We start from the raw sequence: 14018 nt of genomic DNA, 5'->3' as shown, positions 1-14018 counted from the left end.
GGGGGCCGGCCCCCCGGAGTTGACCGGGAGTAGGGGTATGGCCAATGATCCCGGCCATGCCTGCCGCCGCAGCCACCGCCCGCCGTTCCCGCCGGCCCCGCCCGGCCGGCCGGGCCCGCCGGGGCCGGCCACCCCGCCAGGTCCGTGCGACCGCCCGCACCGCCTCGTCCGCCGCCCTGCGGTTGGGGCGGGTGGTGTCGATGGGCACGGTCGCGGCGCTCATCCTGATCGCGGGCGTCTGGGCGTCCTGGGGCACGGCGCCGTACGTGATGCTGACCAAGGGCCGCGAGCGCGGGACGGTCGAGGTGACGCGGTGCGCGAGCGACGCGTGCAGCGGGGCGTACACGCCCGTCTCGGCGGGGTCGACGGCCCGTGCCCGGGTGGAGATCGACTCGGTGGCGGCGCGCAAGGGGCGGACGTACGGCGTGGTGGTGAAGCCCGGTACGGACGAGGTGCTGCGGTCGGGTCCGGCCGGGATCCTGTACGCGTGGGCTCCGCTGGGCGGTGCGCTGCTGCTGGCGTCCGTGGTAGTGGCGGGCGGCCTGCGGCTGACCCGGGCGGCCTGGATGCTGGCGGGGTCCGGGGTCGCGCTGCTGACGGCGGCGTTCCTGGCCTTGTGAGCCAGGTGGCCCGCGGGTGACCGTGCGCATGGCGGCGCCCCCGGGATTCGTACGGGTGTCCGTTCGAGTCCCGGGGGCGTCCTTGTGTGTTCCCGCGGTCGGTCAGCCGGTGTTGCGCAGGCCGGCCGCCACGCCGTTGACGGTCAGGAGGAGGGCCCGGGAGAGCAGCGGGTCCGCCTCGTCGCCCGCCGCGGCCGCGTCGCGCTGCCGCTTGAGCAGGGCGACCTGGAGGTAGGAGATCGGGTCGAGGTAGGCGTCGCGGATGGCGAAGGTCTGCTTGAGCACGGGCTCGGCGTCGAGGAGTTCGCTCTCGCCGGTGACGCGCAGGACCTCGGCCACGGTGAGTTCGTGCTCGGCCTTGATGACGTCGAAGACGTGCTTGAGCTCGTCGGGGACGAGGGTGTCGACGTAGTGCTGGGCGATCCGCAGGTCGGTCTTGGCGAGCGTCATCTCGACGTTGGAGATGAAGTTGCGGAAGAAGTGCCACTGTTCGTGCATCTCGCCGAGCACGGTGTCCAGACCGGTCTCCCGCAGCGCCTTGAGGCCGGAGCCGACGCCGAACCAGCCGGGCACGATCTGCCGGGACTGGGTCCAGCCGAACACCCACGGGATGGCGCGCAGACCGTCGAGCGAGACGCCCGAGCCGGGGCGGCGGGAGGGCCGCGAGCCCAGGTGCAGCTCGGCGAGCTGGTCGACGGGCGTGGAGGCGAGGAAGTACGTCGGCAGGTCGGGGTCCTCGACCAGGCGGCGGTAGGCGGCGTGGGCGGCGTCGGAGACGACGTCCATGGCCGCGTCCCAGCGGGCGAGGGCCTCGTCGGACTGGCGCGGGGCGGTGTGCAGGGCGGATGCCTGGAGGGTCGCCGCGACGGTCAGTTCCAGGTTCTCCCGGGCGAGGGAGGGGATGAGGTACTTGTCGGAGATGACCTCGCCCTGCTCGGTGACCTTGATCTCGCCCTCCAGGGTGCCCCAGGGCTGGGCGAGGATGGCGTCGTGGGTGGGGCCGCCGCCGCGGCCGACGGTGCCGCCGCGGCCGTGGAAGAGGCGCAGCCTTACGCCGTAGCGGTGGGCGACGTCGCGCAGCCGCCGCTGGGCGCGGTGGATCTCCCACTGGGAGGTGGTGATGCCGCCGAACTTGGAGGAGTCGGAGTAGCCGAGCATGACCTCCTGGACGTCTCCGCGCAGCGCGACCAGGCGCCGGTAGGAGGGGTCGGAGAGCATGTCCTCGAGGATGGTGTCGGCGGCCTTGAGTTCGTCGGTGGTCTCCAGCAGGGGGACGATTCCGATCCTGGCCCAGCCGGCGTGCAGGTCGAGCAGGCCGGCCTCGCGGGCCAGCACGGCGGCGGCGAAGACGTCGTCGGCGCCCTGGCACATGGAGATGATGTAGGACTCGACGACCTCGGGGCCGAAGACCTTCAGGGCGCGCTTGACGGTCTCGAAGACGCCGAGGGTCTTGGCGCCGGCCGCGTCCACGGGGGCGGGGGTGGGGGCCAGCGGGCGGCGGGACCTGAGTTCCTTGGCGAGCAGCTTGGCGCGGTACTCGCGGGGCATGTCGGCGTAGCGCCAGGACTCCTCGCCGAGCCGGTCGAACAGCTGGCCGAGGGCGTGGTGGTGGGCGTCGGCGTGTTCGCGGACGTCCATGGTGGCGAGCTGGAGGCCGAAGGCGGCCAGGGTGCGGATGGTGCGGCTGAGCCGGCCGTCGGCGAACAGGGCGCCGCGGTGCTGGCGCAGCGAGTCCTGGACGAGGCGGAGGTCGGCGAGGAGTTCGGCGGTGCCGAGGTAGTCGCGGCCGTCCTCGTGGGGGGTGCCCTTGGCGAGGCGCTGCTTGGTGTTGACGAGCTTCTGCCGGATGCAGGTGGCCTTGAGCCGGTAGGGCTCCTCGGCGTTGAGCCGCTTGTAGCGGGGGCTGATCTCGGGCAGGTTCTCCAGGTCCGCCTGGAGGGAGGTGAGGAGTTCCTCGGTGGCGCCGGTGTAGCGGATGGAGTTGGACAGGAAGCCGCGCAGTTCGTCGACCATGTCGAGGGCGTCGTTGATGCCGTGTTCGTGCTGGAGGATCAGCACGTCCCAGGTGACGCCTGGGGTGACGTTGGGGTTGCCGTCGCGGTCGCCGCCGATCCAGGTGCCGAAGGTGAGGGGGCGGGTGTCGTCGGGCAGCTTGACGCCGACGCGTTCGAGTTCGGCGGTGAGGTCCTCCAGGACGTCGCCGACGGCGCCGGCGTGGAGTTCGTCGAGGTAGTAGATGGCGTTGCGGGCCTCGTCGGTGGGTTCGGGGCGTACGACGCGGAGTTCGTCGGTCTGCCAGACGAGGTCGATGTTCTCGGCCAGGCGGGTGTCCAGGCGGCGCCGGTCGGACTCGATGACCGGGGTCTCCAGGAGCGCTGCGATGCGCCGGAGCTTGTTGAGGACCGAGCGGCGGGCGGCCTCGGTGGGGTGGGCGGTGAACACCGGGCGCACGTTGAGGTGCTGGACGGTCTGGCGCAGGTGTTCGGGGTCGGCGTCCTTGAGCCGGTCGGCGGTGCGGGCGAGCAGGCCGCCCTCGGCGGCGCGGCGGGCGCGCAGTTCACGGCCGCGGTGCACCTGCTCGGTGACGTTGGCGAGGTGGAAGTAGGTGGAGAAGGCGCGGACCAGCTTGGCCGCGGTCTCCAGTTCGGTGCCGCGCAGCAGCTCGGCGGCGGCCTCGCCGTCCTCTCTGGTGAGGCGGCGGACCTTCTCGACCAGGTCGAGGAGCTCGGGGCCCTCCTGCCTCACCAGGGTCTCCCCTAGCAGGTCACCCAGTCGGCGGATGTCGGCGCGCAGCTCGCTGCTGGTCGTCGTCTGGTCGTCGGCACTGCTCACAGGTGCGGCTCCTTGCAGTGTTGAAGCTCGTCTGGGAGGGAACCCGGACGGGTGCCGCGCGGCGGCTGCCGCATACGGTCCAGGCATCCGGGAAGGAATCTTCTTCAGCGGACCGCGCTGTCCGACCGGTACCAAGTCTAGGTGTCGGGTGGGACGCGCAGGCCAGGGGCTCTTGCCGGGCGGCGACGCGCTGCCATACTTACGTTGCCGTAGGTTACGGAACCGTAGGGAGCTGGTCGTTCCCGCAGGCCTGCGGCACCCGTCTCGACCCTCGACCCCACAGGGGACGCCCATGACCACAAGCTCCTCCGATGTGATCGACGACGCCCCGCAGGCGGCGGCCGGCGTGCTGCCCTCAGCCACTCTGGGCGGCGAGCAGAAGCGTTCGATCGAGCAGATCACGCTGCTGCTGTTCATCACCGTTCCGTTCCTGGCGCTTCTCGCGGCGGTGCCACTGGCGTGGGGCTGGGGAGTGAGCTGGCTGGACCTCGGTCTGCTGGTGTTCTTCTACTTCCTCGGCTGCCACGGCATCACCATCGGTTTCCACCGGCACTTCACGCACGGTTCCTTCAAGGCCAGGCGGCCGTTGAGGATCGCGTTGGCGATCGCAGGCTCGATGGCGGTGGAGGGGCCGCTGGTGCGCTGGGTGGCCGATCACCGGCGGCACCACAAGTTCTCCGACCACGAGGGCGATCCGCACTCGCCGTGGCGGTACGGGGAGACGGTCCCGGCGCTGCTGAAGGGGCTGTGGTGGGCCCATGTGGGCTGGATGTTCGACGAGGAGCAGACCCCGCAGGAGAAGTACGCGCCGGACCTGATCAAGGATCCGGCGATGCGGGCGGTCTCCCGGCAGTTCGTGCTGTGGACGGTCGTGTCGCTGGGGCTGCCGCCGCTGATCGGTGGTCTGGCGACGATGTCGTGGTGGGGTGCGTTCACCGCGTTCTTCTGGGGTTCACTCGTCCGGGTGGCTCTGCTGCACCATGTGACGTGGTCGATCAACTCGATCTGCCATGCGGTCGGCAAGCGCCCGTTCAAGTCGCGGGACCGTTCGGGCAACGTGTGGTGGCTGGCGGTCCTGTCCTGCGGGGAGTCCTGGCACAACCTGCACCACGCGGACCCGACCTCCGCCCGGCACGGTGTGGAGCGCGGCCAGCTGGACTCCTCGGCGCGGATCATCCGCTGGTTCGAGCGGCTCGGCTGGGCGTACGACGTGCGCTGGCCGTCACGCTCGCGTATCGATTCCCGCCGCGACACCGGTGAAGGCGGCTCCCGCCGCCGGAGGGAAACCGCGAAGGCGGCATGATTGACACCGTGGCGACCGACTCCAGCACCCCCAGTAACGAGAAGCCGCGGCGCGCGCGTCGCACCCGTATGACCGGTGCGGAGCGTCGCCAGCAGTTGCTGGAGATCGGTCGCACCCTGTTCGCGGCGAAGGGCTTCGAGGGCACCTCGGTGGAGGAGATCGCGGCGAAGGCCGGGGTGTCCAAGCCGGTGGTGTACGAGCACTTCGGCGGCAAGGAGGGCCTGTACGCCGTGGTGGTGGACCGCGAGATGCGGCGGCTGCTGGACATGGTGACCAGCTCGCTGACCGCGGGCCACCCCCGTGAGCTGTGCGAGCAGGCGGCCTTCGCGCTCCTGGACTACATCGAGGAGTACACGGACGGCTTCCGCATCCTGGTCCGCGACTCGCCCATCCCCCAGTCCACGGGTTCCTTCGCCTCGCTCATCTCCGACATCGCCACCCAGGTGGAGGACATCCTGGGCCGCGAGTTCAAGTCCCGCGGCTTCGATCCGAAGCTCGCCCCGCTGTACGCCCAGGCCCTGGTCGGCATGGTCGCGCTGACCGGCCAGTGGTGGCTGGACGTGCGCCGCCCGAAGAAGGCGGAGGTAGCCGCCCATCTGGTGAACCTGGCCTGGCACGGCCTGGACGGCCTGGAGCCGAAGCCGCGGCTGATAGGGCACCGGAAGAGCTGAGGGCGCTCGATCGGGTGGACATCGGGCAGATGTCACTCGATCGATTGGCATCTAGAGAACGAAAGATTAATCTTGTGGCATGATTCGCCCATGACTGAGATCGCGATCAGCGCTGCCCGTTCCCAGCTCGGCGACCTGGTCCGCCGGGCCGCCCACAGCCGCGAGACCATCGCCCTGACCGACCACGGGCACGTGGCCGCACTGCTGGTGTCACCGCAGGTGATAGAGGATCTCGAGGATGCCTTGGCCGTGGCCGACTACCAGCGGCGCAAGGCGGAGGGGACGCTCGAGCCGGGCGTTCCGATGGCCGAAGTGCGCAAGCGTCTGGGGCTTGAGCAGAAGTGACCTACGAGATCCTCTTCGAACCACACGCCCTTGACGCGGCCGCCCGGTTCCTGGCGGAGGACCCCGGCGGCCTCGCCGTTGTCCTGGACAGCATCGACAAGTTGGCCGACGATCCACGCCCGGCGGGGTCGAGTCCGTACGGCTCGCCCGACCTTCGCCGCCTGCGCGTCGGCGACTACCGGGTTCTGTACGTCATCGAGTCCGAGGGCATCCGGATCCTCGTCGCTCACCTGGGCCGCACCCCCTCCTGAAGTCACCCGGTCGGCTCCAGGAACTCCAGCCGGTTGCCCACCGGGTCCTCCGAGTAGAAGCGCCTGTGGCCCGGCAGGTCGTCGTCCCAGGTGACCGGGGCTCCGCGCTCGGCCAGCAGGGCGGCGTACGCCTCGATGCCGCTCACCCGCAGCCCCGGATGGGCCTTCCTCGCGGGCCGGAAGTCCTCTTCGATCCCCAGGTGGAGCCGCACGGCCCCCGTCTCGAACCAGCATCCTCCGCGTGCCGCGAGCACCGGCGGCTTGGGGACCTCGGTCATGCCGAGGACGCCGGCGTAGTACGCCCGCAGGTCGTCCTCGCAGCCGGGCGGGGCGGCGAGTTGGACGTGGTCGACGGCGGTGAGCACGGATCAGGCCTCCTTGGTGGCGACCGCGAAGACGCGGCGGAACGGGAACGGGGTGCCGTGCGGGCCGGCCGGGTATGCCTCGCGCAGGGCGGTCCGGTACTCGGCGAGGAACGCCTCGCGGGCCTCGGGATCGTCGGCGAGCGCGGTGAGGACGGGCCGGAGGCCGGTGCCCTTCAGCCAGTCCAGGACCGGATCCTCGCCCTGGAGCAGGTGCAGGTACGTCGTCTCCCACACGTCCGCGGCGCAGCCGAGTCCGGTCAGCCGCTCCAGGTACGCCGCGGGTTCGAGCACGGCGTCGTCGTGCCGCAGGACACCGGTGAGGCGGTCGCGCCAGCGGGCGGAGCCGGCGAGGTCGCGCATCAGCCGGTGGCTGGGGGCGGTGAAGTTGCCGGGGACCTGGAAGGCGAAGGTGCCGCCCGGCTCCAGGGCCGCCACCCAGTCGGCGAACCGGCCGGCGTGTCCGGGCACCCACTGGAGGGTGGCGTTGCTGACGATCAGGTCGTACGGCTCCTTGGGCGTCCAGGTGCGGGCGTCGGCGTGGGCGAAGTCGAGGCGGCCGCCGCCCGGGGTGCGGCCCTGGTGGTCGACGACGGCCCGGTCGAGCATCTCGGGCGAGTTGTCGAAGCCGGTGATGTGCGCGGTGGGCCAGCGGTCGGCGAGGCGGGCGGTGACATTGCCGGGGCCGCAGCCCAGGTCGGCGATGCGGGGCGCCTCGGCCGCCGGGGACGGCACCCGGGCGATGAGGTCGGCGAAGGGGCGGGCGCGGTGCCCGGCGTGGCGCAGGTACTGGGCGGGGTCCCAGACGGGGCCGGGGACGCTGGGTTCGGGCATGGCGGCCTCCTCGGAGTCGTCGGTGTCGCGCTCGGCGTGGTCACCACTGTCCCGGGAGATATATCTCGATGTCAAGAGAGTTGACGTCAAGAGACTTCATGTCGACACAACCACTACACTGAGCGCATGGAGGACGAGGTCGATCGGCTGGTCGCGGCGTGGCGGCGGGAACGCCCGGACCTCGACGTGGAACCGCTCGAGGTGCTCAGCCGGGTGAGCAGGCTGGCCCGGCACCTGGACCGGGCACGTCGGCTGGCGTTCTCCGAGCACAGCCTGGAGCCGTGGGAGTTCGACGTCCTGACCGCGCTCCGGCGTGCGGGGGCCCCGTACCAGCTCTCCCCCGGCCAGTTGCTCACCCAGACCCTGGTCACCTCGGGCACGATGACCAACCGGATCGACCGGCTGGCGAAGAAGGGCCTGGTGGAGCGGCTGCCCGATCCCAGCGACCGGCGCGGTGTGCTGGTCCGGCTCACCGACGAGGGCCGCGACCGCGCCGACCAGTCCCTGGCCGGCCTGCTGGCCCAGGAGCGGGCGATCCTGGGTGAGCTCTCCTCCGCACAGCGCTCCGAACTGGCCGGGCTGCTGCGTCAGTTGACCGCCCCGTTCGACAACATCCCCGGCTGAGAACCACCCGGGCGGACCGGGGGCGGGATCGGCGGAGCCGGTCAGGCGCTGCTGCTCTCCTCCACCCCGATCCGTCCGGACGGCCCGAGGTCCACCGGCCCCACCCCGGCGCGGCGGGCCAGCGCCACGGCGGCCAGGGTGGAGTGCACTCCGAGCTTGCCCAGCACGTTCTGCATGTGCGTGCGGACGGTGTGCGGGGAGAGGTACAGGCGCTCGGCGACGGCCTTGCGGCCCAGCCCCGCGACCATGCAGCGCAGCACCTCCCGCTCGCGCGGGGTCAGCGACTCCACCAGCCGCTCGCTCTCGGTGCGGTGTTTGCGGGCCGCGGTCAGTTCGCGCAGCACGCCGGTGAGCAGGGCGGGCGGCAGGTGGGTCTCGTCGCGCAGCACCCCGCGGATGACGGTGAGCAGCCGGGACAGCGAGCAGTCCTTGGCCACCCATCCGCAGGCCCCGGCCTGCAGGGCGAGTGCCGCCCGCCGCGGGTCGTCCTTCTCGGCGAGCACCACGGTCCGCACCCCCGGCTGGGCGCCGCGCACCCCGGCCACCAGGGAGATCCCGTCCACCAGTCCCTCGGCGTTGCCCTCCTGGACGGGCACGGCGGCCCGTCCGCCGGGCACGTTCCCGCCGAGGTCGGCGTCGACGAGCAGCACGTCGAAGCGGCGGCCCTCGGCCGACGCGCGCTCCAGGCAGCGCAGCGCCGCCGGTCCGGAACCGGCCGCGGCCACGTCGACGTCCGGCTCCGCGGCCAGCGCGGCGGCGAGCGACTCGGCGAAGATGCGGTGGTCGTCGACGACCAGGACTCGCACTCGAACCACTGAAACCCCCTTCCCCAGGCTCCTGACGGAGCAGGGGATTCCCATCATCCGGAGACGTCGGCACCGCCGCTGCCCTCGGCCGGTGCGGGTACGGCGCCCGGGGCCGGCACGACCGCACGGCCGCCGCCGTGCGGAACTGCATACCCCCGCTTCGGGCGCCGTACCCGACTGTCTCGCCCCCTGAGCGGCGCCGGCCCCCACCGGCACCGCTCCTCAGAGTACGGCCGGTGGCCGCAAGGGGAAGGGAATTCGCAGAACTGACCGGTCGTCGAGCTTAGGGTGTGCCGCATGTTTCGTATCGAGGCAGAAGTCGACAAAGAGCGGCGCGATCTGCTCCGCTCCCGCCTCCGCGACACCAATACGGCGGCGTCGCCGGTCCTGGCCGCGCTGCGCGGCACCCCGGCGGAACGCGAGGTCCCCCTCCACGTGTGGGCGGTGGACCCCGCCGGGGACCTGGCCGGCGGCCTGGTCGGCCATACCTGGACGACCTGGATGCACGTCACCTACCTGTGGGTCGACGCCGCCCACCGCGGAGCGGGCCTCGGCTCCCGCCTCCTCGCCCGCGCCGAACGCATCGCCCGCGACCGCCGCGACTGCACCGCCGCCCGCCTGGAGACCTGGGACTTCCAGGCCCCTGACTTCTACCGCAGGCACGGCTACAAGGTGGTCTGCGCGATCCCGGACTACCCGCCGGGGGTCACGGAGTACACCCTGCTGAAGCCGCTGCGCTGAAGCGGATCAGCCCGCCGCCGAGGGGGGCGGGGAAGGCGGGGGCGGGCAGGGCGGCCGCGGCGGGACCCTGGGCCTCGGCGGCCCCACCGGAGGAGGAGGCTGAGGCTCCAGCGACCGCCGGGGGCGGGGCGCGGGCGGCCGTGGCGTCAGGGGCGGGGCCGGGGACGGGGGTGGCGGCGGAGGCGGTGACGACTCACCGCTCGGCAGCACCGGGCCGCCCGCCCGCAGCCGTTCGATGGTCTGCTCGGCCCGACGGCGGGCCCGGGGGTCGTCGTCACGCTGGAAGAGCAGCCGCACACTGGCGGGACGGCGGTACACGGGGGCGAACGACCCGAGCCCGATGCTCGGGGCCCGGACGTGCTCGGTGGACACCAGCCGGTACCCGAGCGCGTGCGCGATCACCTCGGCCCGATCCTTCACCGAGGCCTCGCCCCGGATCTCGACCATCCCCCGCCCGTCGAAGCGGGACCGTATCTCGTCGTCCTTCATCCCCGCTCCTCGTACCGAGGCAGTTCCTTGGGCCACACGCGGGGCGCCTTGCACTCGGCCAGCTTGTAGGCGTGCTCGGTGAGCCGGTAGGCGATGTCGGTCAAGGACTGGCGCAGCGGTGCGCCTGAGGGCTTGGCTTCCCCATGAACCCAGGTCTCGCCGACGACTGCGTACGGCTGCGAGGCACTGTGAGGAGGGGCACCAGGCGGAGTGCAGGGTATGTACACCGATGAGGTGCCCGCACCGGAACCGATTTGAGCCAGAGCCTCCATGTCACCCACAGAGACGCGGATGATCTGGTTCCTCTCCCCGGACCCCCGATAGTACTCGCGCCATTTTTCACGAGAAATCGGCTGGACCAATGCTCTCCCGGAGAGGATCGAATCGTTGCTGGTGGTGACGTGACACGAGAAAATGAGGTCATATCCAGCACCTTGATCGCCGGACCCACTGTCAGCCGAACGCGCCCGCGGCAACACTTGCTTCACCATGTCCCGCTCGAGCACACCTTCACACATTTTTTCCGGAAGTAGATAAAGACCCTTGTTGAGAAAAGCCCATCCAGCGCCACAAAAGAGGCCGAGAGACAGCAGAAAGATAAGAACAACTTTCACGTCACCCCAGGAAGGCGACACTTTCTGACTCCTCCGCGGTTTCTCCATCAGGGGCGCTCCTTCGAGTCGCTCAAGTACTCACTGCTAGCGTCCCAGCCTTCATTCACGGCGTGGCGAACGAGGTCTTCAGTGCCGTCCTTGGGCAAGTTCACATGGTGCCGAGCGAGTGCGTCGCCAGTCGACCATTGTGTTTGCTGATTGACGGAATCACGCATCGCATAGAGGTCTTGAGCACTCATGTACAGCCCCGCGTCTTTGGCTCCCCCCATCTGCTGCCCCTCGAGCAATCGGTCAATAGCCGCACCGGCGACGGCTCCAGCCCCTCCACCGACCACGGATCCCATGAGATCGCCGCCCAGGTTCTCGGGCAACTTCAAGCCAGTGAAACCGATCGAGACCCAATTCTTGGCGAAGTCCCCCTTCTGTTTCAGCGCGTCGTTATAGTCTGCCTCTCCGTCAACGAGAGCCTTTACTTCGCCGTCCGCAATGGAATGACCGATAATGCCCTCGATAATGCCCGCATTCCTACCAATATTTCCAAGAACCTGACTGGGGGGACCATCAAAAAGAGACGGGTCAGAAAGGTGTGCGTCAAGGAGGCTGCCGGTGTAGATGCTTTCTCCGCAGATAATTCCAGCCCTTCCCGCCGGATCCGCGGATGTCGCGGAAAGGAATCTCACCACATCAGGGACGAGTTTACCCTGGAAGGCATCAGGCGCTTCACTGTTCGTAAGGAAGGTAGATCCCGAGTTGGCGCTGGCAAGAGACTGACTGATTTCCGGCATGTAAGCAGCCGCCATGTCCCCGAAACTCTCGCCCAGCCCCTTGCCCACGAGATCCGCGCCGCCACCGGGCTGAGCCACCGCACTCATGACATTGGCCATGATCTCGACCTGCGCCTCGCTGTGAGGCGGGGCCGGGGAGGAAGTGTCGCCGTCCGCCACCCCGGTGACCGCGCTCTCCAGCGCGCGCCCGAGGGATTCTCCCCGGTCCGTGTACATGGTGGTGCCGAGCATGTGGTCCAGGTCCGACTTGGACGAGAAGGCGTGCTCGGCCGCTTCGGGGTTGTGGGAGAGGCCGTCGAACAGCCCCTTCAACGGATCCCGTCCGTTGTCGTCACCGAAGACCAGGTCCACGGCGTCATAGCCCTTGACCCACAGATCGTGGGTGCCGGAGCTCCCCGCAGCCTTGTCCGCCTTGAACAGCTTCTCCCGGTAGTCGTCGAGGAACTCGGTGTCGAACTGGCCCTGACGCATCAGGCTGCTGATCACCTGCGAGCCGAGAGCACCGATCGCGCCCGAGGAATTCGTGGGGTGAAAACTGGTGTTGCGTTCGGCGATCAGATCCTTCTTCCAGTCCCGCATGCCGTCCGAGTCCGAGAAGGACGCCGTGGCCAGGGTCAGGCCCAAGTTGGTCTGCAGGCTCTTCATCGTCTCGAGTTCCGAGCCCTTGGCACCGGCGTGGGCCTGGGTCATCTCGGTCCAGAACTGAAGCGTCCCCTTGGCTCCCAGACGCTTCGCGAACTGCTCCGCGAACAGGGGATCGTCGTGGTACTTCCCCATCGTGCGATCGAAGGCGGCGATCTCGTCAAGGCTCATGCCGGCCGGATCCTTGGCCATCTTCGCCAGTTCCTCCGCAGCCGCGACAGCCTTGGCGGCCTCGTCGCGGTCGGCGTAGGAGGCGTCCGCGAAACCGTACTCGGCCTGGTCGACGAGGAGCCTCAGGGCCTGTGCGGCACTGTTGTCGCTCTGCGTCGCCCCGCTGAGGATCCCCTCGATTTCGACACGGAAGGCCTCCACCACCTTCTGGTCCGTCGCGCCGGTCTTTCCGCTGGGGTCCGACGCCCAGTCGGGCCGGGTGTTTCCCATGACGGCGAAGGTGCCGTCATGGTTGTCGGTCACGGTGAGGTCGTGGTCGTTGGCCCGTTTGATCGCGTCGTTCAGCTGAGTGCGGTAGCCGATGAGCTCGCCGCGTGTGTCGCTCAGGATCTTGGTGATGGAGTCGGCCTGGGTGTGGGCGTCGGCGAACTCGGCGACGGTCCGGGCGATGAACTCGCGGCTCACGGTGGCGTTGATCCCGGCCCACTTGGCCTTGTCGGCTTTCGCCTTGAGGTCGTCCTCGGCGTCCTTCTTCAGGTCGGCGAGCTTCTTCGTCATCTGTTCCCAGTCGGTGACCGCCTCACCCAACTTGGCGAAGTTGCCGTTCCTCAGCGCGTCGAGGTCCATGGGCGTCAGTGGCCCTTCCGGTCGTCGAAGCCCTTGTCGAGCGTGGCGATGCGGCTGACCGCACCGGCGATGTAGGTTTCGTCGGCCGCGTGCTGGTTCTTGGTGTACCGCAGGTGGTTGGAGATCTGGGCGCAGGCGTCCAGCAGCGTCTTCGTCTGCTCGCTCCAGCGCTGCGTCACGTGCTCCAACGCACCGCCAAGGGCGAATCCCTCGCCCTTGAGACCACCGGCGGCCGCCTCGGATGTCACGCGCGCGTGCCCGCTGTAGGTCATGAAGTGGTCGAACAGGTCATGGGCGGCCTTGCCGACCGCTTCGAGGTCCTTGTGACCTACTACGAGGTCTCCTTGGCTGCCTCCCACCGACGGGTCGGCCGGGATGTGATTGAGCTGCATCCGCGTGGAATGCCGCTCGGCCGCCTGAGCTTTCAACTGCTCCCACTCGTCCCAAGCCATATGTGGCCTCCCCCATGTCTCTCGGCGCACCGCAGCCCCTGCCGGACCGACGGCGTGGACGTTACCTGGATCTCGCCAAGTCACCGATTGAGTAGGTCACTTGTACGTCGGGTATTGGCCAGGGTGCTTCGAATCGGCGGCGCGGCCTGGGCCGCGGCCGTAGTGGCGATGTGGGTCGCTGGCGGCCTCACAGCGCGTCGAGCGCCTCGGGGGAGACGTCGATGTCGATGTCGTAGGGCACGTCGAGCTTGAGCCGGTCACGGTGGGTGCCGGTGAGGCCGTAGGCCTTGGTCAACGGGTCGAGTTCGTAGGTCCGGACCACGGGATGGTGGTCGGAGCCGCTCATCTCGACCAGCCAGAAGTGCGGGATGCCCGCGGCGGCGTACTTGTGCGGCTTGGTGTCGTGGTCACGGGCCTCGGAGTCCGGCGAGACGACCTCGACGGCCAGCAGCACGTCGGCGACGGCGAAGCGGGTCTGCCCCCGGCTCGTGACCGCCTCGGTCCGGACCACGCTGATGTCCGGCTCCGGTCCGTTACGGCGGTCCAGGACGACCGTCATCTCCCGGCGGACCTTGACCCGCTCGGGAGCCGTACGGCGCAGGCCGGTCGTCAGGAGGTCGATGACAACACTGTGGAACGACCGCTGTGGGCTCGCAAAGACCAGGCTCCCGTCGATCAGCTCGGTGTGCGGCGGGAGGTCGGGCACGGTGAACAGGTCGTCCACCGTGTATCCGTCCCGGGGCTGCACCGGCCGGCGGCAGCCGTGCTCAGCGGTCGGCTCGGCGGTCGTGATTCCTCCCATGGGCGGTATCTTCGGCCTGCCCGTCCACGGCAGCCGCCGAGATCGAC

General features: G+C 69.8%; 15 protein-coding genes. 7 read left to right on the top strand and 8 right to left on the bottom strand.

Going from position 1 to position 14018, the window contains the following annotated elements; genetic code table 11:
- The first annotated feature begins 44 nt into the window (after positions 1 to 44).
- The gene (locus tag ACF061_RS14655; protein ID WP_392267225.1) at positions 45 to 620 is read left to right on the top strand and encodes a hypothetical protein; all 576 of its coding nucleotides are present in this window, start codon (positions 45 to 47) and stop codon (positions 618 to 620) included.
- Between the two features lie 102 nt (positions 621 to 722).
- Here the strand turns inward: ACF061_RS14655 and ppc are convergent, their stop codons facing one another.
- The gene (ppc, locus tag ACF061_RS14650) at positions 723 to 3452 is read right to left on the bottom strand and encodes a phosphoenolpyruvate carboxylase (protein ID WP_392267224.1); all 2730 of its coding nucleotides are present in this window, start codon (positions 3450 to 3452) and stop codon (positions 723 to 725) included.
- Positions 3453 to 3744: 292 nt separating this feature from the next.
- Between ppc and ACF061_RS14645 the strand changes: the two genes are divergently transcribed.
- From ACF061_RS14645 to ACF061_RS14630, 4 genes are all read left to right on the top strand, one after another.
- The gene (locus tag ACF061_RS14645) at positions 3745 to 4755 is read left to right on the top strand and encodes an acyl-CoA desaturase (RefSeq protein WP_392267223.1); all 1011 of its coding nucleotides are present in this window, start codon (positions 3745 to 3747) and stop codon (positions 4753 to 4755) included.
- Entirely contained in the window at positions 4752 to 5426 is a 675-nt protein-coding gene (locus ACF061_RS14640) for a TetR family transcriptional regulator (RefSeq protein ID WP_392267222.1), read from the top strand. Before ACF061_RS14645 ends, ACF061_RS14640 begins: the two co-directional genes overlap by 4 nt.
- Positions 5427 to 5516: 90 nt before the next feature.
- Positions 5517 to 5771: a type II toxin-antitoxin system Phd/YefM family antitoxin gene (locus ACF061_RS14635; protein ID WP_392267221.1), complete on the top strand. Its 255-nt coding sequence runs from the start codon at positions 5517 to 5519 to the stop codon at positions 5769 to 5771.
- Positions 5768 to 6022 carry a type II toxin-antitoxin system RelE/ParE family toxin gene (locus tag ACF061_RS14630; protein ID WP_392267220.1) on the top strand — a complete coding sequence of 85 codons (255 nt, stop codon included), beginning with the start codon at positions 5768 to 5770 and terminating at the stop codon, positions 6020 to 6022. The genes ACF061_RS14635 and ACF061_RS14630 overlap by 4 nt, the downstream gene beginning before the upstream one ends.
- A 2-nt stretch (positions 6023 to 6024) precedes the next feature.
- Here ACF061_RS14630 and ACF061_RS14625 read toward each other — a convergent pair whose 3' ends face one another.
- Positions 6025 to 6387, bottom strand: coding sequence for a VOC family protein (locus tag ACF061_RS14625; RefSeq protein WP_392267219.1), 363 nt, complete (start codon positions 6385 to 6387; stop codon positions 6025 to 6027).
- Positions 6388 to 6390: 3 nt separating this feature from the next.
- Positions 6391 to 7218 (bottom strand): trans-aconitate 2-methyltransferase, encoded by an 828-nt coding sequence (locus ACF061_RS14620; RefSeq protein WP_392267325.1) that lies wholly within the window; start codon positions 7216 to 7218, stop codon positions 6391 to 6393.
- A 126-nt stretch (positions 7219 to 7344) separates the two neighbouring features.
- Between ACF061_RS14620 and tamR the strand changes: the two genes are divergently transcribed.
- Positions 7345 to 7842: a MarR family transcriptional regulator TamR gene (tamR, locus tag ACF061_RS14615; RefSeq protein WP_392267218.1), complete on the top strand. Its 498-nt coding sequence runs from the start codon at positions 7345 to 7347 to the stop codon at positions 7840 to 7842.
- Between the two features lie 41 nt (positions 7843 to 7883).
- On the opposite strand, the gene ACF061_RS14610 is transcribed toward tamR, so the two are convergent.
- Complete coding sequence (locus tag ACF061_RS14610; protein ID WP_392267217.1) at positions 7884 to 8657, bottom strand: LuxR C-terminal-related transcriptional regulator; 774 nt, start codon at positions 8655 to 8657, stop codon at positions 7884 to 7886.
- Positions 8658 to 8945: 288 nt separating this feature from the next.
- Here ACF061_RS14610 and ACF061_RS14605 point away from each other — a divergent pair, with 288 nt between their 5' ends.
- A complete protein-coding gene (locus tag ACF061_RS14605; RefSeq protein WP_392267216.1) occupies positions 8946 to 9389 on the top strand; it encodes a GNAT family N-acetyltransferase in 444 nt (147 codons plus the stop codon).
- Between the two features lie 485 nt (positions 9390 to 9874).
- Here ACF061_RS14605 and ACF061_RS14600 read toward each other — a convergent pair whose 3' ends face one another.
- The 4 genes from ACF061_RS14600 to ACF061_RS14585 all read right to left on the bottom strand — a co-directional run bounded on the left by ACF061_RS14600 (position 9875) and on the right by ACF061_RS14585 (position 13971).
- The gene (locus ACF061_RS14600; protein WP_392267215.1) at positions 9875 to 10540 is read right to left on the bottom strand and encodes a hypothetical protein; all 666 of its coding nucleotides are present in this window, start codon (positions 10538 to 10540) and stop codon (positions 9875 to 9877) included.
- A complete protein-coding gene (locus tag ACF061_RS14595; RefSeq protein ID WP_392267214.1) occupies positions 10540 to 12717 on the bottom strand; it encodes a hypothetical protein in 2178 nt (725 codons plus the stop codon). The genes ACF061_RS14600 and ACF061_RS14595 overlap by 1 nt, the downstream gene beginning before the upstream one ends.
- Positions 12718 to 12722: 5 nt before the next feature.
- The gene (locus ACF061_RS14590) at positions 12723 to 13169 is read right to left on the bottom strand and encodes a hypothetical protein (RefSeq protein ID WP_392267213.1); all 447 of its coding nucleotides are present in this window, start codon (positions 13167 to 13169) and stop codon (positions 12723 to 12725) included.
- 187 nt (positions 13170 to 13356) lie between these two features.
- Positions 13357 to 13971: a Uma2 family endonuclease gene (locus tag ACF061_RS14585; RefSeq protein WP_392267212.1), complete on the bottom strand. Its 615-nt coding sequence runs from the start codon at positions 13969 to 13971 to the stop codon at positions 13357 to 13359.
- Positions 13972 to 14018 lie beyond the last annotated feature (47 nt).

Origin of the sequence: Streptomyces sp. NPDC015220, assembly GCF_043079345.1 — a bacterium.
GTDB lineage: Bacteria > Actinomycetota > Actinomycetes > Streptomycetales > Streptomycetaceae > Streptomyces.
This window is presented reverse-complemented; position numbering and strand designations above follow the sequence as displayed.

Bases quoted from the DNA above. Each gene is read 5' to 3' on its own strand.
- ACF061_RS14655 (WP_392267225.1), top strand. From the start codon at position 45: ATGATCCCGGCCATGCCTGCCGCCGCAGCCACCGCCCGCCGTTCCCGC.
- ACF061_RS14645 (WP_392267223.1), top strand. From the start codon at position 3,745: ATGACCACAAGCTCCTCCGATGTGATCGACGACGCCCCGCAGGCGGCG.
- ACF061_RS14640 (WP_392267222.1), top strand. From the start codon at position 4,752: ATGATTGACACCGTGGCGACCGACTCCAGCACCCCCAGTAACGAGAAG.
- ACF061_RS14635 (WP_392267221.1), top strand. From the start codon at position 5,517: ATGACTGAGATCGCGATCAGCGCTGCCCGTTCCCAGCTCGGCGACCTG.
- ACF061_RS14620 (WP_392267325.1), bottom strand. From the start codon at position 7,218: ATGCCCGAACCCAGCGTCCCCGGCCCCGTCTGGGACCCCGCCCAGTAC.
- tamR (WP_392267218.1), top strand. From the start codon at position 7,345: ATGGAGGACGAGGTCGATCGGCTGGTCGCGGCGTGGCGGCGGGAACGC.
- ACF061_RS14605 (WP_392267216.1), top strand. From the start codon at position 8,946: ATGTTTCGTATCGAGGCAGAAGTCGACAAAGAGCGGCGCGATCTGCTC.
- ACF061_RS14600 (WP_392267215.1), bottom strand. From the start codon at position 10,540: ATGGAGAAACCGCGGAGGAGTCAGAAAGTGTCGCCTTCCTGGGGTGAC.
- ACF061_RS14595 (WP_392267214.1), bottom strand. From the start codon at position 12,717: ATGGACCTCGACGCGCTGAGGAACGGCAACTTCGCCAAGTTGGGTGAG.
- ACF061_RS14590 (WP_392267213.1), bottom strand. From the start codon at position 13,169: ATGGCTTGGGACGAGTGGGAGCAGTTGAAAGCTCAGGCGGCCGAGCGG.
- ACF061_RS14585 (WP_392267212.1), bottom strand. From the start codon at position 13,971: ATGGGAGGAATCACGACCGCCGAGCCGACCGCTGAGCACGGCTGCCGC.